Source organism: Corynebacterium sp. c3Ub_189 (assembly GCF_039907195.1).
Taxonomy (GTDB): Bacteria; Actinomycetota; Actinomycetes; order Mycobacteriales; family Mycobacteriaceae; genus Corynebacterium.
On sequence record NZ_JASBOF010000004.1, the window covers coordinates 37,315 to 59,578 of the forward strand.

21 protein-coding genes are annotated in these 22,264 nt (G+C 59.7%); 13 read left to right on the forward strand and 8 right to left on the reverse strand.

What is annotated here, in order from left to right:
• Positions 1–8: 8 nt before the first annotated feature.
• Together QKD99_RS03020 and QKD99_RS03025 are read right to left on the reverse strand one after the other, a co-directional pair.
• Positions 9–599 (reverse strand): nucleosidase, encoded by a 591-nt coding sequence (locus tag QKD99_RS03020; protein ID WP_316985899.1) that lies wholly within the window; start codon positions 597–599, stop codon positions 9–11.
• 23 nt (positions 600–622) lie between these two features.
• Positions 623–1,606, reverse strand: a complete 984-nt coding sequence (locus tag QKD99_RS03025; protein ID WP_347950674.1) for a hypothetical protein — start codon at positions 1,604–1,606, stop codon at positions 623–625.
• Positions 1,607–1,988: 382 nt separating this feature from the next.
• On the opposite strand from QKD99_RS03025, the gene QKD99_RS03030 reads away from it, so the two are divergent.
• From QKD99_RS03030 to QKD99_RS03050, 5 genes are all read left to right on the forward strand, one after another.
• Entirely contained in the window at positions 1,989–2,999 is a 1,011-nt protein-coding gene (locus QKD99_RS03030) for a hypothetical protein (RefSeq protein WP_347950675.1), read from the forward strand.
• A gap of 74 nt (positions 3,000–3,073) precedes the next feature.
• Positions 3,074–3,832: a hypothetical protein gene (locus tag QKD99_RS03035; RefSeq protein WP_347950676.1), complete on the forward strand. Its 759-nt coding sequence runs from the start codon at positions 3,074–3,076 to the stop codon at positions 3,830–3,832.
• A 106-nt stretch (positions 3,833–3,938) separates the two neighbouring features.
• Positions 3,939–4,484, forward strand: coding sequence for an LppP/LprE family lipoprotein (locus QKD99_RS03040; RefSeq protein ID WP_204610841.1), 546 nt, complete (start codon positions 3,939–3,941; stop codon positions 4,482–4,484).
• Between the two features lie 102 nt (positions 4,485–4,586).
• Entirely contained in the window at positions 4,587–5,288 is a 702-nt protein-coding gene (locus tag QKD99_RS03045) for an LppP/LprE family lipoprotein (RefSeq protein ID WP_179387060.1), read from the forward strand.
• A 204-nt stretch (positions 5,289–5,492) separates the two neighbouring features.
• Positions 5,493–5,678: a hypothetical protein gene (locus QKD99_RS03050; protein ID WP_347950677.1), complete on the forward strand. Its 186-nt coding sequence runs from the start codon at positions 5,493–5,495 to the stop codon at positions 5,676–5,678.
• Here the strand turns inward: QKD99_RS03050 and QKD99_RS03055 are convergent.
• The 3 genes from QKD99_RS03055 to QKD99_RS03065 are packed head-to-tail and all read right to left on the reverse strand — an operon-like array spanning position 5,675 to position 8,642.
• Positions 5,675–6,958 carry a GTP-binding protein gene (locus tag QKD99_RS03055; protein ID WP_347950678.1) on the reverse strand — a complete coding sequence of 428 codons (1,284 nt, stop codon included), beginning with the start codon at positions 6,956–6,958 and terminating at the stop codon, positions 5,675–5,677. The genes QKD99_RS03050 and QKD99_RS03055 overlap by 4 nt on opposite strands.
• Positions 6,958–7,857: a sulfate adenylyltransferase subunit CysD gene (cysD, locus tag QKD99_RS03060; protein WP_204610829.1), complete on the reverse strand. Its 900-nt coding sequence runs from the start codon at positions 7,855–7,857 to the stop codon at positions 6,958–6,960. Before cysD ends, QKD99_RS03055 begins: the two co-directional genes overlap by 1 nt.
• Positions 7,857–8,642, reverse strand: a complete 786-nt coding sequence (locus tag QKD99_RS03065; protein WP_200435588.1) for a phosphoadenylyl-sulfate reductase — start codon at positions 8,640–8,642, stop codon at positions 7,857–7,859. The genes cysD and QKD99_RS03065 overlap by 1 nt, the downstream gene beginning before the upstream one ends.
• A gap of 172 nt (positions 8,643–8,814) precedes the next feature.
• Between QKD99_RS03065 and QKD99_RS03070 the strand changes: the two genes are divergently transcribed.
• From QKD99_RS03070 to QKD99_RS03080, 3 genes are all read left to right on the forward strand, one after another.
• Positions 8,815–9,234, forward strand: coding sequence for a methylenetetrahydrofolate--tRNA-(uracil-5-)-methyltransferase (locus QKD99_RS03070; RefSeq protein ID WP_347950679.1), 420 nt, complete (start codon positions 8,815–8,817; stop codon positions 9,232–9,234).
• 85 nt (positions 9,235–9,319) lie between these two features.
• Entirely contained in the window at positions 9,320–11,062 is a 1,743-nt protein-coding gene (locus QKD99_RS03075) for an ABC transporter ATP-binding protein (protein WP_347950680.1), read from the forward strand.
• Positions 11,062–12,999, forward strand: a complete 1,938-nt coding sequence (locus tag QKD99_RS03080) for an ABC transporter ATP-binding protein (protein WP_347950681.1) — start codon at positions 11,062–11,064, stop codon at positions 12,997–12,999. Before QKD99_RS03075 ends, QKD99_RS03080 begins: the two co-directional genes overlap by 1 nt.
• Positions 13,000–13,017: 18 nt before the next feature.
• On the opposite strand, the gene QKD99_RS03085 is transcribed toward QKD99_RS03080, so the two are convergent.
• Genes QKD99_RS03085 through QKD99_RS03095 form a run of 3 tightly spaced genes read right to left on the reverse strand, consistent with a single transcriptional unit; the run spans position 13,018 to position 14,643 of the window.
• Positions 13,018–13,611: a hypothetical protein gene (locus tag QKD99_RS03085; RefSeq protein ID WP_347950682.1), complete on the reverse strand. Its 594-nt coding sequence runs from the start codon at positions 13,609–13,611 to the stop codon at positions 13,018–13,020.
• Positions 13,608–14,075 (reverse strand): DUF6114 domain-containing protein, encoded by a 468-nt coding sequence (locus tag QKD99_RS03090; protein ID WP_347950683.1) that lies wholly within the window; start codon positions 14,073–14,075, stop codon positions 13,608–13,610. The genes QKD99_RS03085 and QKD99_RS03090 overlap by 4 nt, the downstream gene beginning before the upstream one ends.
• Positions 14,065–14,643 carry a DUF6230 family protein gene (locus QKD99_RS03095; RefSeq protein WP_179387067.1) on the reverse strand — a complete coding sequence of 193 codons (579 nt, stop codon included), beginning with the start codon at positions 14,641–14,643 and terminating at the stop codon, positions 14,065–14,067. The genes QKD99_RS03090 and QKD99_RS03095 overlap by 11 nt, the downstream gene beginning before the upstream one ends.
• A gap of 250 nt (positions 14,644–14,893) precedes the next feature.
• Here QKD99_RS03095 and QKD99_RS03100 point away from each other — a divergent pair, with 250 nt between their 5' ends.
• The 5 genes from QKD99_RS03100 (at position 14,894) to QKD99_RS03120 (ending at position 22,262) form a co-directional block, all read left to right on the forward strand.
• Positions 14,894–17,653 carry a (Fe-S)-binding protein gene (locus QKD99_RS03100; protein WP_347950684.1) on the forward strand — a complete coding sequence of 920 codons (2,760 nt, stop codon included), beginning with the start codon at positions 14,894–14,896 and terminating at the stop codon, positions 17,651–17,653.
• A gap of 34 nt (positions 17,654–17,687) precedes the next feature.
• Entirely contained in the window at positions 17,688–18,965 is a 1,278-nt protein-coding gene (locus QKD99_RS03105; RefSeq protein WP_347950685.1) for a cation:proton antiporter, read from the forward strand.
• A 57-nt stretch (positions 18,966–19,022) separates the two neighbouring features.
• Positions 19,023–19,664 (forward strand): DUF1707 domain-containing protein, encoded by a 642-nt coding sequence (locus tag QKD99_RS03110; protein ID WP_284769134.1) that lies wholly within the window; start codon positions 19,023–19,025, stop codon positions 19,662–19,664.
• Positions 19,665–19,719: 55 nt separating this feature from the next.
• Positions 19,720–20,949, forward strand: coding sequence for a pyridoxal phosphate-dependent aminotransferase (locus QKD99_RS03115; protein WP_284791176.1), 1,230 nt, complete (start codon positions 19,720–19,722; stop codon positions 20,947–20,949).
• 149 nt (positions 20,950–21,098) lie between these two features.
• Positions 21,099–22,262, forward strand: a complete 1,164-nt coding sequence (locus QKD99_RS03120; RefSeq protein ID WP_347950686.1) for a YibE/F family protein — start codon at positions 21,099–21,101, stop codon at positions 22,260–22,262.
• Positions 22,263–22,264: the final 2 nt, after the last annotated feature.

Sequence of the window (22,264 nt, forward strand, 5' to 3'; positions counted from 1 at the left end):
TTTAGTTTCTAGCGCAGAAAGCCTAGGTCCGTAGCGGCCGAGGCGAGCTGGCGCGCACCGCGGTCGAGGACATTGGCCCAGGTGCCCTTGGATTCCTCATTGGCGGAATCGGACACCTGCTTAAGCAGGGTGCAGGGCACATCGAAGCGCTGGCATACTGCGGCGATGGAATAGCCTTCCATGTCGCACAACTGCGATTTCTTGGCCAGCTCGGTGCGCAGGGCGGTATCGGAGACAAACATGTCGCCCGTGGCCAGTCCGCGCACCGGCAAGCGGCCGGAGGTCTCGAGCTCGATGGCCTCTGGCAGCAGGTAGCGGTTGATATCGGTAAGCACTTCTAGCTTGAAGTCATGCTTGGTGACCTTATTGACTTCGAAGACGCCAGCCATGCCGTCGACAAGCGCGCCGGCCGTGCCAATGTTGACCACGCGATCGGGAAGGGCGCCGTTAGCGCGGGCGTCGGCAAGAGCTTCCGTCAGCGCAATGGCCGCCGGAACCGTACCGATTCCGGTGATGAGCAGGGGTTCGCCTTCCGGAATGTGGGCGGCTTCCGCATCCACGGCGGCGACGAAAAGGGTGCGTCCGTTGAGATTCTCCATGCCTGCGAGAATACCTGCCCGCCCTAATCAAAGTTCAATGTGCGGTTCTTCTGGCGCAGGCGAATCGTAATGTTTTTCTGTCCGGCGCCAAGGGCAATGATTTTCCCGCTCAGCACCCGGGCGACGGCCAGGTCTTCCTCCGTCGGTGCTTCGGCCGCGACTCGCGCCGTAGGCAGCCATGCATCGTGCGGGTCTGGCTCGCCGAGGTGAATGAGCCGTTCGCGCTCCACGTCGATCCAATAGCCCTCCGTGGCCATGAAGCGATCGTGGCTGCCTTCGAAGGAATCGCGGCGCCACCCGCCCTCGGCCACGCGGAAGACAAAGGGGCAGTAGCCAAAACGCGAAGGCACGATATAGCGCGTTTGGGGGCTAACGCGCCAATGGCCGCGCGCGGAACTCCACACCTGGCGGTAGGTATCGGCCAAGCTCATACCCAGACGCAGGCGCTGCTGCCGGTCCTCCTCTAGGCCAGCATCTTCTACCTGGGTGTTTAGCTCCCCAAGGCGCGTGGCATCGGCCACGTACATGCCCAACCACGCTTCCTCCGGAGTGGTGTACGGGCCGGTGATATCTCGGTGGAAGGAATCCGGCACGGCTCTTTCCGCATCCTGGGGCAGGCGCTGACGGGCGGCAAAGGCCCACAAGCGCGGATGCCCCATGCGATACAGCATCACCGTCGCCCGCGGCAGGCGGTCGTGCACCTGCTGGCGCGTCAGATAATCCCCCGCGCTGATGCGCCGCAGCAGCTGCTTAGCGACGTCCCCCTCTACCTGCTGCTCCACACCCGGCGCGACTTCCATCTCCGGCAGCTGGCTCAGCAACATCAAATCGATGATGTCTCCCAAATCAAAAACCTTGCTCAATTCCGTCTGCGCCTCTGGGCCAAAAGCCTCGATTGCGTGATATCCCAGCGCACCGCCCAAGCGGCGGATGAGATCCGGGGACACGCTCACCCGGTTTCGTGTCGCGTGCAATTCCGCGGCGTTGAGATTGCGGTCCAGGCCCACGAGAGCTCCTTCCTCCCCCTCATCGGGGATTTAATTCTTGGTCATGCTTGGGATTAAGCCGGACATTGGTCTTTGCGTTGTAGGAGGCCGACCTTTCCTGTGCACCTTCTGAATGTTTCTTGGCAACGTGATGAGGGCGTTTTCCAGACGGCAAAGCCACTATGGTGCCCTCCGTAGCTTATACAGATCCGTGCAGCAATGTTTCCCTTAAGCCTTACGCGTTACATTTTTCTCCTTTTACATCCATTGAAACTACCCCTTCAGGGCATCATTCAGAAGAATTCATGCAATCCGTGTGTCTATAGTATGACGCGGATTGATTCTCAGCTTTCCGCTCTCTTTCGCATTCGTTTTCCACTCTGCGTGCATTGGAGTCCAAACCTTGACTAATAACAACGCTTGGGGTCAACCGGAGCCCTCCTCCCCAGACCCCGGCTCCTCGGGCAGCACCCAAACCTGGGGTGCGCCCTCCCCCGCATCCCCTACGCAGGAACCAGATCCCAAATCCACTGGCAAGGGCAAACGCCTAGCCATAATTGTGGTAGCCGTCTTGGCGGCACTCGCTCTTGTAGGCGCTGGTGCATGGGCGCTGCTAAATAATCACGATTCCACAGACGACCCAGGCTCCACTCTTTCAGCCCCAGCTTCTACGCCTTCAGGTTCAGCGGCCTCCAAAGAGGCTTCTTCAACCGAGTCCGAAGAAGTTACAGAAGAGAAGTCCGAAGGCAAGGACAAGAACGCTGCCGCAGCGGATGCTCCTACCAAATACGAAAAGTGCAATGACTTCGCAGATGAAAAGCTCAGCTCGTTGACTAGACCAGTTAAGCAGTATTGCGATGACTCATGGCTTTTTGCCGGTGAAGACGGGACTTCAAACTTAACGTTGTTCTATTGGACTGACAATGCGTGGCACAAATACAAAACGGATGGAACAGCTTGGCCCTCTGATATCGGATGCTATGACCAAGACAAGCTTGAAGAAGCAGGAGCACCGCTTCCCCTCCTTGACAAGGTCGCACTTTGCACCGATGAAGGCGACACTTCAACAGAAGCCGAAGACACCGAAGAAGACCCCGCAGCAGACGAGTTTGCGTGGGCCGGCGACTGGAACGGCAAATGCGATGGTCGCTATATCCTCATCGTTGAATCCGCACTGATCGATGGGCCAGAACCATATACTGAGACCTCTCGCGTCCAGGATAAATACCCCGGTTCCAAGATCCTTCGCGGCGGGGCCTGCAGCTCTCTACGTGAAACGGTAGACGGCAAATCCGTCTACGCCATTTACTATGACGCCGGTTATAGCGTGGACAAGGTCTGTTCCCTTAAGGCCCAGTATGGCGGCAATGCTCGTTCCCTAAACGATAACGGAGACTTCTCCGATCCCTGTTAATTCCCCCATATCCCTCCTCTATCACTCTCCTTCCGGCATTTTCACGGCCTATTTACACCAGAAAGGACCCTGCCGTGGCTCACTACAATCTCTACAACTCCCTCTCCCTGGATCCTTCCGCTGAGTCTTCCCAGCTAGTCGCCGATGTCGAGGCCAAGCTAGCTCAGTTAAGTCCGGAAAACGCAGCAGCTCGAGACGAGCTCACCACTGCTCGTGAGATTTTCTCGGCTGAAAGTCGCCGCTCGCAATATGACAAAGAGCTGGCAGACCCGACCGGTCCAGAGGTAGATATCGCACGCATTCGCCAAATTGCAGCTTCCCCTGCTGGAACAGCTACAGGCATATCTACTCCCACGCATGAGGCCCCATCCCCTGAAGCCAATAGCGCATACACCCCTGCCCCCGGATATACCGCTGCACGTACGTCACAACACGGTTGGCCTACTCAAACCACTTCCCAGACCCCGGCTCCATCCAATAGCACCGGCTTCAGCAGCTCTAAAAAGCAGTTCACTGTTGACTTCAGCAATATGTCATTCCCGGTTGAACCTGCCCGCCAACGCTGCCAGTCCATAATGTGGTGCGTGGTGTGGGGAATCCTACTGTTGATGTGGCTCATCGCCGGTATCCGCGGGCTCTCCTTAGCCGGCACAGCCAACGATGCCACCGCAATGAGCCTGATTATGGGCTCTTCCGAACTCGAAGCAAAGACCGCAAACTTCACCGCCTCAATGATCAAGACTGTTATCGCTACCCCGCTTCTGCTTGTCCTGGCAGAGTTCATTTGGTCTATCCGCAAAACCCTCGGTCTAAAGGGCGCCAATAATGCATAGACTTCGCTTCACGGCAGGCATTGTGTTAGCGGGCTTAGTCGTGACCGCCTGCACTGAGAATTCCACGGACACCACAGGCCAAGAGCCTACGATTGAGACAGCGACTATGTCCGCTACAGAAGAAAACAGCGATGCCAAGCCGGAAGAATCGCCCACTGACTCTGCTGCGACGGAAGAAGAAACTACTCGGCCGGTGCCTCCGAACGTCGTGATGGATGACGAGCAGCCGAGTCCAGAAGCCGACACCACTTCGTCGTGTGGCGCAGCTGATGCCCAAACGGCATTCACCGAGGGAGTATCCCAAGTCGCCCCCTGGGGCACCATTGGATGGGAGCTTTTTGATTCCTCCGGCTATGACCCCTGCGCATCCCTATCGTGGGAAACCCTGATGATTGAGGGAGGAACTAGTTCTTCGCCTTTCCACATCATGCTGTTTAATCACGGCGAATACTTAGGCACCGCAACGGCAAAGCCCTATGGATTCGCCCCCACAATTGAGCGTGTGAGTGATTCCGAGATCGCGGTAACCTACCACTGGCCGCGCGAAGGTGAAGGCAATGCCAACCGCTCAGGCACAACCGACGCAGGCTTCCGGTGGGATGAAGGACAGCAAAAGGTCATCATGTCCGGCGACGTACCGCCAACGGGATAAGAAGTCTAGGATCGTCATTTCGGCTTGTCTTGGCCAGCGCTGTTGCTATTGTCGGGTTTGACTCGGCTTCCTGCCAATAGTCCCGCGAAAGGAAACTCGACCATGCTCAACAGCCTCGACCATTTCTTGCTTCAACTGCGTTCCGCAGCAGCAGTGGCTAGCGCCGGTGTTCTCTGCCTTTCCTTAACAGCCTGTGGAAGTGATTCTGCGGATCCAGAAGATTCGCCTTCTTTCTCTGCTGCAAAGGAAAGCGCTCCAGAAGCGAATCAAGCTCCCTCTTCCGCCGACGGAAATACTGAAGAAAAGCCCGCGCAAAAGACCACTACCGTAGTCGAAACTCCTCCAGAGAAGAAGCAGGACGAGAGTGCACCTAGCCGGGGTCAAGACAATGGTGGCTCTTCTGAGTGCAGCTCTGACAATGACGAGAGTGCCTATGAAAAGGCAATCGCTCAGGTCGAACCATATCCAGGACTTGATAGGCCGTGGAGGCCTTTTGACTCCAATTTTGACCCGTGCGCAGATCTTTCGTGGATAACCGTCACGCTTGAAGGAGCGACCGCTTCCTCGCCATATCACATCCTGCTTTTCCACAATGGCGAATACCTAGGAACGGCCACTGCAAAGGCATACGGGTTTTCGCCAAAGGTCAGCCGAGTGGATGATTCCGAGATTGCAGTCACCTACCGCTGGCCAAAGGAAGGTGAGGGCAACGCTGAAGCATCGGGGACAACACAAGCCGGCTTCCGTTGGGATGAAGGTGCACAAAAGGTAGTCATGTCCGGCGACGTTCCGCCTATGCAATAGTTCGATGTAAAACAAGCACGTTTCGCTAAATTTTCACCGATTTGTCAGCGAAACGTGCTTGTTTTGTTTGCGGAGGCGGCCGCGGTGCGGCGGAGCGGCGCCTAGAGGGGGAGCCCGGAAGCCAAGAAATGGCCGCGTTCTAGGCTTTCGCGGGGTGTTAGGGGCGGTTATCGTGGCCGTAACGTAGCCGAAGGAGAGATAAGAATGAGCGAGAAGACGTTTCAGCAGAAGTTCGGGGCTTTCGCGCTGGTGGCGGCGGTTGTCCTGCTGATCGTGAACTTGACCGTAGTAGGGCCTACGGTATTCGGTATCTCCACGCCGCTGCTGCTCGGTATCACGGGCATCCTAATGATGCGCGGTGAAAAGAGCAGCAGCGCAAAGGATGACTAACGCAGGCGGTGGCCTACGAAGCCGGCGGCAAGGGTATTGCCGGAGGATTGATCGATGAGCAGGAAGTTGCCCACCGCACCGCGGGCGGCATAGTCCTCAACGGGAAGCTCGGCCTGGGTCTGGATGGTGATGTGGGCGATGTCGTTCATGGCAACGGACTCGGGCTCTTCCACATCGGAAACGCCATCCAAGTCCAAGGTGCGGGTGACGGCGGCGACACGGGCCTTAACCAGGGAAGAGCCGTAGCGCAGCTTGAGCATCTGGCCGGGCTTAATCTCCTTTTCGGTCAGGCCCACAACGGTGGCGTCGAATTCGCGGGTGGACGCGGGGCGCTGGGGGCCGGCGAGGAGATCGCCGCGGGCGAGATCGACGTCGTCGGCAAGCAGGAGCGTGACGGAGTCACCGGTGGCGGCGGAGTCGGCCGGACCGTCAGCAGTGTCGATCTGGGTAATGGTGCTGGTGCGGCCTTCAGGGAGGCGGACCTCGTCGCCCACGGAGATGGAGCCCGCCTTCACGCGGCCGGCGTAGCCGCGGTAATCGGAGGCGTGCTCGCGGATGACGTACTGGATGGGGAAACGGAAATCCAGCTCATCGGCGCGGCCGGTGGCCACGGGGACGGTCTCGAGAACCTCGAGGACGGTCGGGCCGGTGTACCACTCCATGGTGGTGGAGCGCTCGACCACGTTATCGCCCTTGAGGGCGGAAATCGGTACCACGGTGGTATCGGTAATACCCAGGCGGGTGGCGATCTGGTTGAACTCGGACTCGATATCGCGGAAGACCTGCTCGTCGTAGTCCACCAGGTCGATCTTGTTCACCGCGAGGACCACGTGGCGCACGCCGAGGAGGGCGGCCACGTTGAGGTGGCGGCGGGTTTGCTCGACAACGCCATGGCGGGCGTCGATAAGAAGCACCACTACCTGGGAGGTGGACATGCCGGTGACCGTATTGCGGGTGTACTGCACGTGGCCCGGGGTATCGGCGAGGATGAAGGTGCGCTTATCCGTGGCGAAGTAGCGGTAGGCCACGTCGATGGTAATGCCCTGCTCGCGCTCGGCACGCAGGCCGTCGACAAGCAAGGAAAGGTCCATGCCGTCGAAGCCGCGGTCGGTGGAGGTGCGCTCCATGGACTCGACCTGGTCCGCGAGCACGGACTTGGTGTCATAGAGCAGGCGGCCGACGAAGGTGGACTTGCCGTCATCAACGGAGCCGGCAGTGCACAGGCGCAGGGTATCGCGCTGCTTGAGGGCGCCGACATTCGGCGTGAGGGTCGTAGTCATCAGAAGTAGCCTTCCTTCTTGCGGTCCTCCATGGCGGACTCGGAAAGTTTGTCATCGGCGCGGGTGGCGCCGCGCTCGGAAAGGGTGGAAATGGAGATCTCCGCGAGCACCTCGTCCGGGGTCGAAGCGGTAGATTCCACGGCGCCGGTGCAGGACATATCGCCCACGGTGCGGTAGCGCACGGTGCGGGTTTCCAGCTCCTCGCCCTCGGCCGGGCCGCCCCATTCGCCAGGTGCTAGCCACATGCCATTGCGCTTGAATACCTCGCGCTTATGCGAGTAGTAGATGGAGGGCAGCTCCAGTTCGCGGGCGCCGATGTATTCCCAAATATCGGATTCGGTCCAGTTGGAGATGGGGAAGACGCGGACGTTTTCGCCGGCCATCTTGCCGCCGTTGTACAGGTCCCACAGCTCGGGGCGCTGGCGGCGGGGATCCCAGCCGCCGAAGGAATCGCGGATGGAGAAGATGCGTTCCTTGGCGCGGGCGCGCTCCTCGTCGCGGCGGGCGCCACCGCACACGGCGTCATATTCGCGCTCGGCGATGGTCTCTACCAGCGGCACGGATTGCAGCGGGTTGCGGGTGCCATCGGGGCGCTCTTGCAGGTCGCCGCGGTCGATCCAGTCCTGGACGCGGGCGACGTGGAGGCGAGCGCCGGATTCTTCCACGAGGCGGTCGCGGAAATCGATGACCTCAGGGAAGTTGTGGCCGGTATCGACGTGGAGCAGCTCAAACGGCACCGTGGCCGGGGCGAAGGCGCGGCGGGCTAGCTCGAAGACAACGACGGAGTCCTTGCCGCCGGAAAATAGGATGCCTACCTTGTCGAACTGCCCGGCCACCTCGCGCAGGATGTGGATGGACTCGTTTTCTAGGTCTTTTAAGTGTGGAGAAAGTGTGCTCATTATTCGTGTAACCCGCATTCTGTCTTGCCGTCTGCAAATACGCGCCCGGACCGGGCATCGTCGCCTTCACCAACCGGGAAGGTCAGCGGTGCGCAGCCGATGGAGCGGTATCCCTGCAGGGTGAGTGGGTGGATGATGAGGTCGTTGTCCTCGATATAGCGGTCCGTATCGTCCAGATCCCAGGTAATGATGGGCGAGATCTTTAGCCGACCGGTGCGGTCGAGACTCAGCGCCGGGGCGGTGGCGCGGTGCTCGGAATCGGCGCGGCGCAATCCGGTAACCCAGCCGGCATAAGGATCCATGGCCATGTTCAGCGGCTCGACCTTGCGCATGCGGTTATACGCCGCGGTATCGCGGGCGTAGAGGCGCGGGCCGTACACCTCGTCTTGTTCCTCTGGGCTGAGCAACGGCAGTACGCGAACAAGTGGCAGGTCCGGGTAGCGCTTTTCTACCTCGTCGGCCACCTGGAGGGTTTCCTGGAAGTGCCAGCCGGTATCAATGAAAAGCAGGTCTGCATCGAGCCCGGCGCGGTGGGCGAGCTCGGCCAAGACTGTGTTCTCCATGGACATGGTCACGGCCAGGCGGCCGGGTGCGTGCTCGGCGGCCCATTCGGTAATGGTTTCCGCTGAGGCGTCATAAAGCTTATCCGCCCACTGGTCCACCAATTGCTGGTTGCGCGCGGCTACCTCGGCGTCCAGCGGCGCGGTATCGCGCGTGCCTTCCGGGGAGATGCTGGGGTCGCGGTAGTTCTTGCCACCGTCCAGCAGGTTCGTCGTTGGGTTCATGCCGTCACACATTAGGCAAAACCCCGAGGCGGCGCAGCGGATTTTGGGCGAAAAGCCGCTGAGCTTGGCGGGAGGTGCGAATAAAAAGTTTCCAATCCGTACCAAGCGGACTAGATTTACAGACAAGACAGTCTATTGCGGGTGTGCGCGCCCTGCACAAGGAGGCACTTTCATGCAGCGTATAGCCATCATCGGAGAGGGCCCGGCAGCCCTATCCACCGCCGAGAAGCTTATCAGCGCTGGCATGTGTGTGGACCTCATTACTCAATGCACCGCACCATTCGGTCTACTCCGCCGCTTTGCGGGCTTGGCAGGCATGCTGGGCGACGCCGTCACGGGCTCCCACTGCGGCCCCAGCACCACTCCCCGCTTGCGCCTTATCGGCAACGTGCGGGTAGGACCAGACGGCGATATCACGCATAATGAAATCCACCGCCTGGCCGCCTCTGGCGACCGCGAGCTACTCGTCTTGGAACTCAAGGCTCGCGGCGTGGCCGTCACCACGTGGGAGGGCCTATGCGCCCCACTGCAGGATTTTGAAGACTGGCGCAGCGTCATCACCCGCGCACAGCTGGCTCACGTGGGGATTTAGCAGCAGTTATCAACTAGCGCCCCACCCACCACCGGTATAAACTTGCACGGCTACCCAGCCACGGCAAGGAAAGGGGCGCGAGTCCATGGACCTGGTTCGCATTCTCGTTACACGGTCGGCGCCATATACGCCGTATTTCATCGCGGTGCTTGTCCTGCAGGCCTTATCTACGGCCGCCACGCTGTACCTTCCATCGCTTAATGCCAAGATCATCGATGAAGGTGTGGCCCAAGGCGATGTGGACTTCATCTGGCGCACCGGCGGCATCATGCTGGCCGTCGCGTTTGCCCAAGTCATCACCGCCATCGGCGCCGTGTGGTGCGGCAGCCGCACCGCCATGGGCGTCGGCCGGGATCTGCGCGGCGAGGTCTTCCGCCACGTTAATTCCCTGTCCACTGAGGACATGAGCCGCTTTGGCACGCCTACGCTCATTACCCGCGGCACCAATGACGTCCAGCAGGTGCAGATGGTCTACATGATGATGCTGAACTTCATGGTGACCGCACCCATCATGTCCATCGGCGGCATCATCATGGCCGTGCGTGAAGACGCAGGCTTGTCCTGGCTGGTGTGGGTTTCCGTAGCGGTACTGCTCGGCACCATCTCCGTCATCATTTCCCGCCTCATGCCGCTCTTCCGTTCCATGCAGGACAAGCTGGATTCCATCAATGGCACCCTGCGCGAGCAGATCACCGGCATCCGAGTGGTGCGTGCCTTCGTGCGCGAGGCCTATGAGTCCGAGCGCTTTACCGAGGAAAATAAAAACATCACCCGCCTGTCCTTGAACATCGGCCGGCTTTTCGTGGTGATGTTCCCGCTCATTACGGTGATCCTCAACGTGGCCACGGGCGCGGTCCTGTGGTTCGGCGGACACCGCGTGGATGAGGGCTTGGTCAACGTCGGCTCGCTGACCGCATTCCTGCAGTACCTGCTGCAGATTCTGGCGGCGGTCATGATGGGTACCTTCATGGCGATGATGCTGCCGCGCGCCATCATCTGTGCCCGCCGCATTACCGAGGTGCTCCAGCACGAGCCCTCCATTACCCCACCCAGCTCCACCACCTCTCCGGAGGCCTGCGCGGGCACGGTGGAATTTCGCAACGTGGGCTTTTCTTATGCCGGTGCGGATGCGCCGGTGCTAGAAGACATTTCTTTTACCGCCCAGCCCGGCACCACTACCGCCATCATTGGTTCGACGGGCTCGGGCAAGACCACCCTGGTTTCCCTCATCCCACGCCTGTACGTGCCGACGGAGGGCCAGGTGCTTATCGACGCCACCCCTACCACCTCCCTGGCCCGCCAGGACATCGTCCAGCGCGTCTCCCTCGTCCCGCAGAAGGCTTACCTATTTAGCGGCACTGTGGCCTCCAACCTGCGCTTGGGCCGCCCCGAAGCCACCGATGACGAGCTCTGGGAGGCGCTGCGCGTGGCTCAGGCGGACTTCGTAGAAGACCTAGACATGCCCATTGCACAGGGCGGCACGAATGTCTCCGGTGGCCAGCGCCAGCGCCTATCCATCGCGCGCATGCTTGTTGCCCGCCCGCTGATCTATCTCTTCGATGATTCTTTCTCCGCGCTGGACGTGGCCACCGATGCCAAGGTGCGCGCCGCAATGCGCGCCTCCTTTGCCGAGCGCGAGCAGCCGGTGACCAGCATTATCGTCGCCCAGCGCGTGGCGTCTATCCGCGATGCGGACCAAATCCTGGTGCTGGACGCCGGCCGCATTGTTGCCCGCGGCACCCACGAGGAGCTCCTGGGCCGCTGCGCGGTCTACCAAGAAATCGTTGATTCCCAAGAAACCGCCGGCGTTGCAGGAGGCGAAAACTAATGGCTGAGAACACCACTTCTACCGCCGAGTCCACTGATACCGGTTTTGATCCCATGGGCGGCTCCGCACCCCGCCAGGCCAAGAACTTCTGGCCCTCCACCAAACGCCTTTTCTCCCTGCTTGCTCCCTTCAAGCGCCACCTGTGGGCCGTCGCGGCAATGAACATCATCTGCATCTTCTTGGCCGTGGTAGCCCCGAAGATCATGGGCAAAGCCATGGACGTCATCTTTGCCGGCGTCATTTCGCGCAACCTGCCCTCTAATATTTCCGCCGAGCAAGCCATTGCGGGCATGCGCGCTGAGGGCCAGGACCGCTTTGCGGATATGGCTTCCGCGATGGACTTCGTCCCCGGTGAAGGCATTGACTTTAACCGCTTGGGCACGCTCATCATCACCGTGATCGCAATGTATATCGTCTCTTCCGGCTTCCAGTGGTGGCAGGGAGCAATCCTCAACAAGGTAAGCATGGATATCGTGTTTGACCTGCGCGAGCGCGTGAAGGCGAAGATTAATGCACTGCCTCTCAACTACTTTGATTCCCAGCAGCGCGGCGATATCCTTTCGCGTACCACCAATGACATCGACAACGTGCAGCAGGCCCTGCAGCAGGCGCTATCGCAGCTGTTTTATGACGCGCTGCTGGTCATTGGCATCACCATCATGATGTTCAGCGTTTCGTGGCAGCTCGCTCTGGTGGCTCTACTGTCCCTGCCACTTACTGGCCTGGTCATTGGTGTCATCGGCAGCCGCTCGCAGCGCCAATTCAAAACGCAATGGCGCTCCACCGGTCAGCTCAACGGCCAGGTAGAAGAATCCTTCTCCGGCCACGACCTAGCCATCGTCTTCGGCCGCACCGAGGCCATGACGGAGGAATTCGACAAGCGCAACGAGGAGCTCTACCACTCCGCAGCTAAGGCTCAGTTCCTGTCCGGCATCATGATGCCCATCATGCAGTTCCTGTCCTACCTGTCCTACGTCGCCCTCGCGGTCCTGGGCGGTCTGCGCGTGGCCAATGGCCACATGACTCTGGGCGCTGCCACTGCATTTATCCAGTACTCCCGCGAGTTCAACCAGCCGCTCGGCCAGCTCGGCGGAATGATGCAGCAGGTACAGTCCGGCGTGGCCTCGGCCGAGCGCGTCTTTGAGCTTCTCGACGCCGAAGAGCAAGCCCCCGACACCACCGACGAGGACCTTCCCGGCCGCGCCCAAGGTCTCGTGGAGTTCCAAGACGTTGACTTCTCCTACGCGGAGGACAAGGAGCTCATCACCGGCCTCAACCTGCGCGTGGAGCCCGGCCAGACCGCGGCCATTGTCGGCCCCACCGGTGCCGGCAAGACCACACTGGTTAACTTGCTCATGCGCTTCTATGAGCTCGATGGCGGTCAAATTCTCATTGATGGGCACGATATCGCCCGCATGCCGCGCCATAGCCTGCGTTCCCAGGTGGGCATGGTGCTCCAGGACGCCGTGCTCTTCAAAGGCTCGATCATGGAGAACATCCGCTACGGTCGCTTGGATGCGACGGATGAAGAGGTCATCGCTGCGGCAAAGGCAACCTATGTGGACCGCTTCGTCCACGCGCTGCCCGATGGCTACGACACCATCATCGACCAAGACAGCGGTGCTATCTCGGCCGGCGAGCGCCAGCTCATCACCATTGCCCGCGCGTTCTTGGCCCAGCCCGCGCTGCTCATCCTCGATGAGGCCACCTCTTCGGTCGATACCCGTACCGAGGTCCTCGTCCAGGAGGCGATGAACGCGCTGCGCGCCGACCGCACCTCCTTCGTCATTGCCCACCGCTTGTCCACCATTCGCGATGCTGACCTCATCCTCGTCATGGAAAACGGCACCATCGTGGAACAAGGCTCGCACGACGATCTCCTTGCGGCCCAAGGCGCATACTGGCGCCTGCATCAGTCCCAGTTCGCTCAAGGGTAGGCCTTCCCCGGCGGTGAGCTACTCCAGCCCTACCGTCACGGTCGGCGCGCTGAAGTGAGCACCCTTGAGGTTCACCAGCTCAAGGGTGACATCGCGCAGCTCAATATGGTCCATGATTACATCGGGCACCTCCGCATCGGGGACGGGGTGCGGCTCTGGAACACCGAGCTTGTCCAACACGGCATTGATATCGTCGCGGCTCAAATCGATATGTGCTGGAGGTGCGGAAACTGCTCCCACCGCCGGGGTGGCCTTAAGCTCGGTAGCCATAATGGTCACCGGTCCGCCGCGCACCTCGGTGGTATCCCCACCCGTGGTCAACATGCCATCGCCATAGCGGCCAGGCAGCGTGATCCCAAGATTGTCGATGTCGAGGTTTTCGCCCTTCAGCTCCAGGACCCGCACATCACCGCTGGCGGTGGGGAAAGTACCCAAGGATACGGTGACATTCTTCGTCAGCGTCACCGTATCCGCGAAAACGGTACTGAAGTACGGAACCGCCGGAGCATCTTGCGCATTAACCCGTTCGGAACCGCTCGCACCGCACACCACCAGGGCACAGGTGAGTACGGCCAAGCAGCTACGCGCCGCCCGCGGCATCGCCCTCGTCATTGCTCTGCTGCTTCCTTGGTACGGCGCTTTTTCTCCCCCGGCTGCCACGCAAAGGTAAAGGCCCCGCCAATAATGCCGAGCAGGGAGCCGATGATGAAGCCGCCCAAATTGGACGTCGGCAAGGCGATAATGGCCACGATGATGCCCAGCACACCGACATAATTCGAGGTTGCTGGCTGGAACCACGCGCCAAGGCCGAACATGGCTAGCAAGACTCCGATAAGCAGCGTAGATACGCCAGAGATGGTGGAAATCATGACCAAAAGGTCAGAGATGCGAATGGTGATATAGGCCGGCGCGGCAATGATGATGCCGGACAAAATGAGCAACAGCCCAGGAAAGAAGGGCCTGCCGCTGCGCCAGCGGCGGAAGCGCTGCCAAGCGCTGGGTTTAGATTCCTCCTCGCCCGTTGCCTCCGCCACCGGGAGGGTCTGTGTGTCTTCCGCGGTCGACTCAGCAGCCATTATCGGAACCCCTCCGCACAGTTACTCCAACGTTCTTGGCAGAAAGGCGCTGTGCGCCCACTGAGGTGGCCTTCACATCGTCCGCCTTGAGAGAGACCTGCTTGGAGTACAGGCCCCACGCGCCAGGATCCGCGGTATCGCTGAGCTGATTCGCATCGATGCCCACGTTGACATCCTGCATGACCAAGGAACCATCCACGTCGGTCGCACCGACCAGCAGGCTATCGGATTCCACGCTGCCCTCGCCCTCAGCCTTCAGCGCTAGGGTGGCCTCCCCACCAACGCCGGGTACCTTCGGAACCGTCACGGAAAGGCAGAGATCGGAGACCTTGGCATGGTCCAGCTTGATGCGCGCGACAGGAAGGTGCTCTTCGGCCTTTTGATCATCATCAACAAAAAGCGAAAAGCCTTCTCCGTCCAAGTGCCCCATGGTGATCTTGAAAAAGCTACCGGAAAGGGCCAGGTTTGCGGTCAATCCGCCCTGCGCCACGGCAAATCCGGTAACGCCGAAGGCGGCAAGGCCTGCGGTCAAGGCCACCGCGGCCTTGGTGATATTCGTTTTGCCCATGGCGGTTTGCCCTTTCTGCAGCGGTGTAGGTCCTCTTCTTGCCAGATTGGGCCACGCTGTGGCCACCAGCACCGGCGATACTCAGCCGCCGTGTACAGCACGTTTAAAAGAATGTGACGGCCGAGTTTCTCATCTTGACAGTGTACAGCCCACCCCGCCGTGATACCGCACTGAATGCAGACTCTCTGATTTCCACCCCTAGGCTTTAAGGTAGATAACAACGTGGAGCATCAGTATTAAAGGAGCACGCATGACCACCGTGTTCGGTTGGATCGCTATAGCCGCATCGATTCCGGTGTGGCTGTACTTTTTCACCCGCGTATGGGCCCTCTTTAAGTTCATCCGCTCCGGCGGACCCACCCAGCTCAAGCGCACCGATAGCCTAGGCAAGCGTTTATGGCGCGTTATTGCGGAAGTCTTTGGTCATTCCCACTTCAAGGGCAAACCTCTGGTCAATGCCGCCCACTGGCTGGTGATGGTGGGCTTCCTTTTCGGCATCCTGGTGTGGTTTGAGGCCTATATCCAAACCTTCGCGCCGAATAAGGGCTGGCCGTGGCTCAGCCACTGGCCGGTCTACCACTTCGTTGAGGAAGTCTTGGGCATCGCGACGGTCCTAGGCATCGGCTTCCTCATCAGTGTGCGCCTCAAGCTTGGCGATACCGAGCGCGGCAGCCGCTTCTTCAATTCTCAAACCGCCTCGGCGCGCTGGGTAGAGTTCATTGTCTTTTCTGAGGGACTCGGCATGATCCTGGTGAAATCCACCAAGATCGCCACCTACGGCGGCGGCTCCGCCTGGGCGGATTTCTTGAGCATCCACTTGGCCAAGCTCTTCCCCGAGTCACCGGCGCTGGTGAGCTTTTTCGCGCTATTCAAGCTGCTATCCGGCATGCTGTTTATCGTCTTCATTTCCCGCAATTTCCAGTGGGGCGTGATGTGGCACCGCTTCACCAGCTTTTTCAATATTTTCTTCCAGCGCAACGCCACCGGTGAAAAGGCATTGCAAGAACTGCCCACCCCGGACTTAGAAGAAGACATCACCCCGGGTAGCTGGAAGATGCTGCTGGATTCCACCTCCTGTACCGAGTGCGGCCGCTGCCAAGAACTATGCCCGGCGTGGAATACCGAAAAGCCGCTGAGCCCCAAAAAAGTCATGATGGACCTGCGCCAGGGCGCACTGGATAACTACAACCCGCACGAGGGCCTGGACGTGCTGTCCATGGCCGGCGTTATCGATGATGACGTGCTCTGGTCTTGTACCAACTGCGGTGCGTGCGTGGATCAGTGTCCTACCGATATTGAGCACATCGATCACATTGCGGACCTGCGCCGCTTCAAGGTGCTTGCGGAATCGGACTTCCCTTCCGAGCTCACCGGCCTGTTTAAGAATATGGAAAACAAGGGCAACCCGTGGGGCCGGAATAATTCCGAGCGCCGCGCCTGGATCGATGAGGCCCGCGCCGATGGCATCGACGTCCCCATCATTGGTGAAGACGAGGCCGATTTCTCCGATATGGAATACCTGCTCTGGGTGGGCTGCGCTGGCGCTTATGATGACGATGGCCGCCGCACCACCCGCGCCGTTGTAGACCTGCTGCACACCGCTGGTGTGAAGTTTGGCGTGCTCTCCACGGGTGAGACCTGTACGGGTGACCCTGCCCGCCGCGCTGGCAACGAGTTCCTCTTCCAGATGATGGCGCAGCAAAACGTAGAGACCCTCAACAACGCCTTCGACGGTGTGCCAGAGGGCCAGCGCAAGATCATCACCACCTGCCCGCACTGCTTTAACACCATCCGCAATGAGTACCCGGACTTTGACGGGCATTTCGACGTCTTCCACCACACCCAGCTGCTCAACCGCCTGGTACGCGAGGGCCTGCTCAAACCGGTACCGCGCACGCCGGAAAACCGCAAGCCGATTACCTACCACGACCCTTGCTTCCTCGGTCGCCACAACAAAGTCTTCGATCCTCCGCGCGAGCTGCTCGAGGCCACCGGCGTGGAGCTGCGCGAGATGGACAAGAACCGCGATGAAGCCTTCTGTTGTGGCGCCGGCGGCGCCCGCATGTTCATGGAGGAAAAGCTCGGCACCCGCATCAATGACTTCCGCACCGAGCAGGCTCTAGAGACCGGCGCGGAAGAAATCGCCACCGGCTGCCCCTTCTGCAATGTCATGATGACCGGCGGCGTGAAGTCCTTGTCGCAGGATTCCACGTCCACCACCAAGGTCAATGACGTGGCGGTTATGCTGCGCAATTCTATCTCCCTCGACGAGTCCGGCACCCTGCCGGAGCCCCACCCCAAGGCGTTCCTGGCTACCCCGGTGCGCCACCAAAAGTCCGAGGGCACCACTGACGCCCCGCTTGCCGACGCCCCCACTTCCGCCACCCACACCCCGACCGAATCGGCACAAGTTCCGGCCGCATCGGCCGCACCCGCAGCGCCGTCTGCATCGCAGGCTCCTCAAGCGCCGAAGGCTCCCGCGGCACCAAGTGCACCCACCCCTCCAAGTGCTCCGGCAGCACCTGCACCACAGGCACCCGCGGCACCAACTTCGCCACAAGCTCCCCAAGCACCAGCGGCACCAGCCGCTCCTGCAGCACCGGCCGCACCCGCAACGCCGGCTGCACCGCAGACTCCCGCAGCACCGAGTGCACCCACCCCTCCAAGTGCTCCGGCAGCACCTGCACCACAGGCACCCGCGGCACCAACTTCGCCACAAGCTCCCCAAGCACCGGCAGCGCCCGTCGCACCAGCTGCTCCCGCAGCACCGAGCGCACCCACCCCTCCAAGTGCCCCGACAGCACCTGCACCAAAGGCACCAGCCGCGCCGACCTCTCCTAGCGCGCCCGCAACGCCTGCAGCACCTGCAGCACCGAAACCGCCAGAGGCCCCTGCTGCGCCCACGCCGCCAAAGGCTGAGCCGCCAGCCGCACCGACCCCGCCAGCACCGCCGGCGGCTCCGGCACCACCGGCGTCGGAAAGCGTGCCAAAGCCACCTGAATCTGAGTAGGCGCGCGGGGGCATTGGTGCGTACGCTGTAGTCCATGCATTTTAATGCGGGACTCCCCACCGATGCCCTGCTGCTGGCGGCAGGCGCAACCGAAAATACAAATTCCCTCGTCTCTTTCGCCTGGATTATGGCCGCGGCGCTGCTGGCGCCGCTGGTCTCTTATATGCTGGGCTACCGTCTTCCATCGGTAGCCCTCTTGCTGATTTTCGGCATGATTATTGGTCCTTCCGTCCTCGACCTTGCGGCCGAGGATGAAGGCATCGAGATGCTCAAGGAGCTCGGCGTGGGAGCGTTATTTCTCCTCGCAGGCTTTGAAATTCAAATCTCCACCCTCAAAACCAAGGAAGCCGGAACGGCATTATCCACTTGGGCAATCTGTGCCCTCGCCTGTGGGGTGGGCGCCTACTTCCTGGTAGATAATGTGCCAGGTGCCATCGTCGTCGCCTTGGCACTGACGTCAACGGCGCTGGGCACGCTGACGCCGATGCTGAAGCAGGACCGCATTCTGGGCACCAAGGTGGGCAACTCTGTGATGATTCACGGTGCCATTGGTGAGGTCGCCCCCATTACCGCAATGGCACTCTTGTTGGGTACTCGTTCCACGCTGACGACGATGATCATTTTGTTGTTCTTCATCATCATCGCCGTTGCCGTCGCCATCATGCCGGCGGCTATCGCATCAGCGATCCCTTGGGTGAAGACCGCTTTTATCTCTGGTGCGGGCTCAACCAACCAAACGATTCTGCGTCTAATCATCCTTATTCTGGCCATTCTTATGGCCGTTACCGCAGTCTTTGAACTCGATATTGTGCTCGGTGCCTTTGCTGCCGGCATCATCTTGAACCGCATTATCCCGGATGAATTCCACCGCCGTCTTGAGCACCGCCTCGATGTGGTGTTTTATTCGATGCTTATCCCGGTCTTCTTTGTGGTCTCCGGCATGAGCATTAGCTGGGATACCATCGCCAATAATCCGTGGAAGGTGCTGGGCATTCCGGCCCTCATCCTGGTGACCCGTGGCCTGCCGGTCTTCCTGCGCGAAAATGTTGGGCATACCGGATCCGATATTGAAACCATCCGTGAGCGCCTCCAAGTGGGCTTGTATTCCGCCACCGGTCTGCCGATCATCGTAGCGGTAACGTCCCTGGCGGTCAATTCCGGGATCATGGAGGCCGAGAATGCCTCGATCTTCGTCTCCGGTGGAGCGCTTACCGTCGCCATCTTCCCCTTCTTGGCCAGCCTGGTGGGCGGCAAGAAGCAGCCTGAAAAGAAGGATGAGGAATCTTCCGCCGCTGAAACTAAGGACCTATAGGCAGCGTTCGCTAAGAGCACGCCCCTAGCAGGGAGGAAATTTCCTAAACTGGGATGCGTGAGTAATAACTTTGGTTCTTCCCCTATCAATCGGACCATGCGCCTGTCCGATTCCGAGCGCAACGATGCCATCAATGACCTCGCCCGCGCCGTGGGTGAAGGCCGGTTAACCATGGAGGAGTTCGAGGACCGCTCGGACGACGTCATGCGCGCTAGCACCCACCAAGACCTCGTGCCCGTCTTTCAAGACATTCCGGCGCGTGGTTCCCACGAGGTCAAGGTCTATTCCCGCGGTGAGGTCACGCGCGCCCATAATGCGGGCAAGAAGCCAAAGTTTGCGACCGCTCTGTCCGGCTCGGTGCTGCTTGCCGTTGCCAGCCCAACGCTTATCGTGATGAGCGCGACCTTGAGCAGCCCATGGCTTTTGCTCGGGGGCGCGGTAGCAGCCGCGCTCATCCCTATCCTGTGGATTCTGCTCTACGTTGCCAAGGTGGGCCCTTCCTCGTGGCACGCCCCATCCGTGCGCCAAATTGAAAAGGAGCAATTGCGTGAGATTCGCGCGCTCACGGCGCATGAGCGCGCACAGCAAAAAATGATCGAAGAAAAGATGTGGGCCGATCGCCGCATGCAAGCCGGCGAAATTACCGGACAGGCCATGGATCTGGCCAAGCGCAAGTTCAACGAGTGGAATAAGAAATAGTCATCGCCACTGTTAAAGCGTTTTGTGTGGCTGTGAATCGTGGCACAATATTCCCATGACTTCTCCGAAACACCGCATCTTTGACCAGTCCGACAAACTCAAGGGCGTCGCGTATGACATTCGCGGCGAGGTCTCTGCGGAAGCGGAACGCATGGAGCTCGATGGCCACACCATCTTGAAACTCAACACCGGTAACCCAGCCGTCTTCGGATTCGAGGCTCCCGATGTCATCATGCGCGATATGATCGCTGCCCTGCCTACTTCCCAGGGCTATTCCACCTCCAAGGGAATCATTCCTGCTCGTCGGTCCATTGTTACCCGCTACGAGCTAGAAGATTTCCCACCCTTTGATATCAACGATGTCTTCTTGGGCAATGGCGTCTCCGAGCTCATCAGCATGACCACCCAGGCGCTGCTTAATAATGGCGATGAGGTTCTCATCCCGGCGCCGGATTATCCATTGTGGACCGCAGCTACGTCCCTGGCAGGTGGCACCCCAGTGCACTACCTGTGTGATGAGGACGATGATTGGAATCCATCCATCGAGGACATCGAGTCCAAGATTACGGATAAAACCAAGGCCATCGTGGTCATTAACCCGAATAACCCAACGGGTGCGGTCTACTCGCGCGAAGTGCTACAGAAGATAGTAAATATCGCCCGCGAGCATAACCTGCTCATCTTGGCTGATGAGATCTATGACCGCATTCTTTATGACGGCGCGCAGCACATCTCCATCGCTTCGCTCGCCCCAGACCTGCTCACCATCACATTTAATGGCTTGTCCAAGGCCTACCGCGTGTGTGGTTACCGCGCTGGTTGGATGGTGCTCACTGGCCCTAAGCACCACGCCCGTGGCTTCATCGAGGGACTGGAGTTGCTCGCCGGAACGCGCCTGTGCCCGAACGTACCGGCGCAGCACGCTATCCAAGTGGCGCTAGGCGGCCGACAGTCCATCTACGAGCTCACCGGTACCGGCGGGCGTCTTTTGCGCCAGCGCAATATCGCCTATGAAAAGCTCAACGAGATTCCCGGCGTTTCCGCGGTAAAGCCTATGGGCTCGCTCTACCTCTTCCCGCGCTTGGATCCGAATGTGTATGAAATCCATGATGATGCCAAACTCATGCTGGATATTTTGAAGGCGGAAAAGATCCTCATGGTGCAGGGAACTGGCTTCAACTGGCCGAACCCAGATCACTTCCGCGTAGTCACGCTGCCGTGGGCATCCCAGATCGAAAACGCCATCGAGCGCCTTGGCAACTTCCTGGTGAGCTATAAGCAGTAGTTTTCTCCCCCACCAGTTGCTAATGATACTGACAATCCATAACAATATGGTGCATGGGAAGACATTCCGCGGGACCTAAATCTCAGCCGACCCCTAGTTCATGGGGTCGGCTCTCTACTTCGATAACTCACCATCCATGGCGATTAACCTTGCTCGGCGTGCTCGTCACAGCGCTAATAGCCACCATTGCGGGCATGGCAGTGCTGTGGCCTCAGAGTCCAGCCTCCGAGCACACCTCCACCGATTTTCGGCAAACCTATGCCCTCAACCACCCACAGGTCGAGGGCACGGTCGATACGACAGACCACTCGGCTTGCCAATCGGAACTTACTGGGCAGGCCTTCGATACACCGCCACTTATTCCTGGGACTGAGGAAGTGCAGTGCGACCGTGCCCTGGTCAATATCACCTCCGGCGAGGACGAAGGTCGCATGACCCAATTGGTCACCTACGGCAATGCCGGCGATCCGCAGCTTAAACCGGGCGACAAAATTGTTCTTTCCAAAGCAGATGACCCTTCCGGCGCTGCGTCCTATGCTTTTGCTGATTATCAGCGCACCAGAAGCCTAGCTCTGTGGGCAGTTATCGTGGCCGTCGTCATTATCGCTTTTGCGGCCTGGCATGGCGTGCGCGCCCTTATCGGCTTGACGCTCAGCCTAGGCGTGATCTTTGCGTTCCTCGTCCCCGCTCTTATCGACGCCCATAACCCCCTCTGGTCCGCCCTTGTTGCCTGTTCCGCCATCATTCTGTTCGCCGTTCCTCTCGTCCATGGACTGAATTGGAAATCGGCATCGGCGGTGGGCGGCTCCCTTATCGCTCTCATTCTTGCAGCAGCGTTAGCGTGGGCCGCTATCGATAGTTCGCAGCTACAAGGCTATAGTTCCGAGGACAACCTGAAGCTACTTCTTTATATGCCCAACGTGTCCATCGTGGGCGTGCTCTTATGCGGTTTTGTGGTCGGTGCCTTGGGCAGCCTTGCCGACGCCGCCGTGGCCCAAGCATCCACCATTACCGAACTCCACGGAGCGGACCCTGATGCTCGCCCTTCACAGCTTTTCCTCTCCGCAATGAAGGTGGGCCGCGACCATATTGCCTCAATGGTTTATACGCTAATTCTGACCTATACCGGTGCGACCTTGCCACTGCTCATGCTGATCACCGCAGCGGAGCGCCCCGCAGGCCAGATTTTAAGCAGCGATCTCGTCGCAACGGAGCTGCTGCGTTCCGGAGTAGGTGCGATGGCATTGACCCTCGCGGTTCCCATCACTACAGCCATTGCAGCTTTCACAGTGCCACAGCGCGCACAAGTTTAGGG

What these genes read in the sequence shown, in the direction of transcription:
- QKD99_RS03020 (WP_316985899.1), bottom strand. Translation starts at nt 599, where the DNA reads ATGGAGAATCTCAACGGACGCACCCTTTTCGTCGCCGCCGTGGATGCG.
- QKD99_RS03040 (WP_204610841.1), top strand. Translation starts at nt 3,939, where the DNA reads ATGTCCGCTACAGAAGAAAACAGCGATGCCAAGCCGGAAGAATCGCCC.
- QKD99_RS03045 (WP_179387060.1), top strand. Translation starts at nt 4,587, where the DNA reads ATGCTCAACAGCCTCGACCATTTCTTGCTTCAACTGCGTTCCGCAGCA.
- QKD99_RS03050 (WP_347950677.1), top strand. Translation starts at nt 5,493, where the DNA reads ATGAGCGAGAAGACGTTTCAGCAGAAGTTCGGGGCTTTCGCGCTGGTG.
- QKD99_RS03055 (WP_347950678.1), bottom strand. Translation starts at nt 6,958, where the DNA reads ATGACTACGACCCTCACGCCGAATGTCGGCGCCCTCAAGCAGCGCGAT.
- cysD (WP_204610829.1), bottom strand. Translation starts at nt 7,857, where the DNA reads ATGAGCACACTTTCTCCACACTTAAAAGACCTAGAAAACGAGTCCATC.
- QKD99_RS03065 (WP_200435588.1), bottom strand. Translation starts at nt 8,642, where the DNA reads ATGAACCCAACGACGAACCTGCTGGACGGTGGCAAGAACTACCGCGAC.
- QKD99_RS03070 (WP_347950679.1), top strand. Translation starts at nt 8,815, where the DNA reads ATGCAGCGTATAGCCATCATCGGAGAGGGCCCGGCAGCCCTATCCACC.
- QKD99_RS03075 (WP_347950680.1), top strand. Translation starts at nt 9,320, where the DNA reads ATGGACCTGGTTCGCATTCTCGTTACACGGTCGGCGCCATATACGCCG.
- QKD99_RS03080 (WP_347950681.1), top strand. Translation starts at nt 11,062, where the DNA reads ATGGCTGAGAACACCACTTCTACCGCCGAGTCCACTGATACCGGTTTT.
- QKD99_RS03085 (WP_347950682.1), bottom strand. Translation starts at nt 13,611, where the DNA reads ATGACGAGGGCGATGCCGCGGGCGGCGCGTAGCTGCTTGGCCGTACTC.
- QKD99_RS03090 (WP_347950683.1), bottom strand. Translation starts at nt 14,075, where the DNA reads ATGGCTGCTGAGTCGACCGCGGAAGACACACAGACCCTCCCGGTGGCG.
- QKD99_RS03095 (WP_179387067.1), bottom strand. Translation starts at nt 14,643, where the DNA reads ATGGGCAAAACGAATATCACCAAGGCCGCGGTGGCCTTGACCGCAGGC.
- QKD99_RS03100 (WP_347950684.1), top strand. Translation starts at nt 14,894, where the DNA reads ATGACCACCGTGTTCGGTTGGATCGCTATAGCCGCATCGATTCCGGTG.
- QKD99_RS03105 (WP_347950685.1), top strand. Translation starts at nt 17,688, where the DNA reads ATGCATTTTAATGCGGGACTCCCCACCGATGCCCTGCTGCTGGCGGCA.
- QKD99_RS03115 (WP_284791176.1), top strand. Translation starts at nt 19,720, where the DNA reads ATGACTTCTCCGAAACACCGCATCTTTGACCAGTCCGACAAACTCAAG.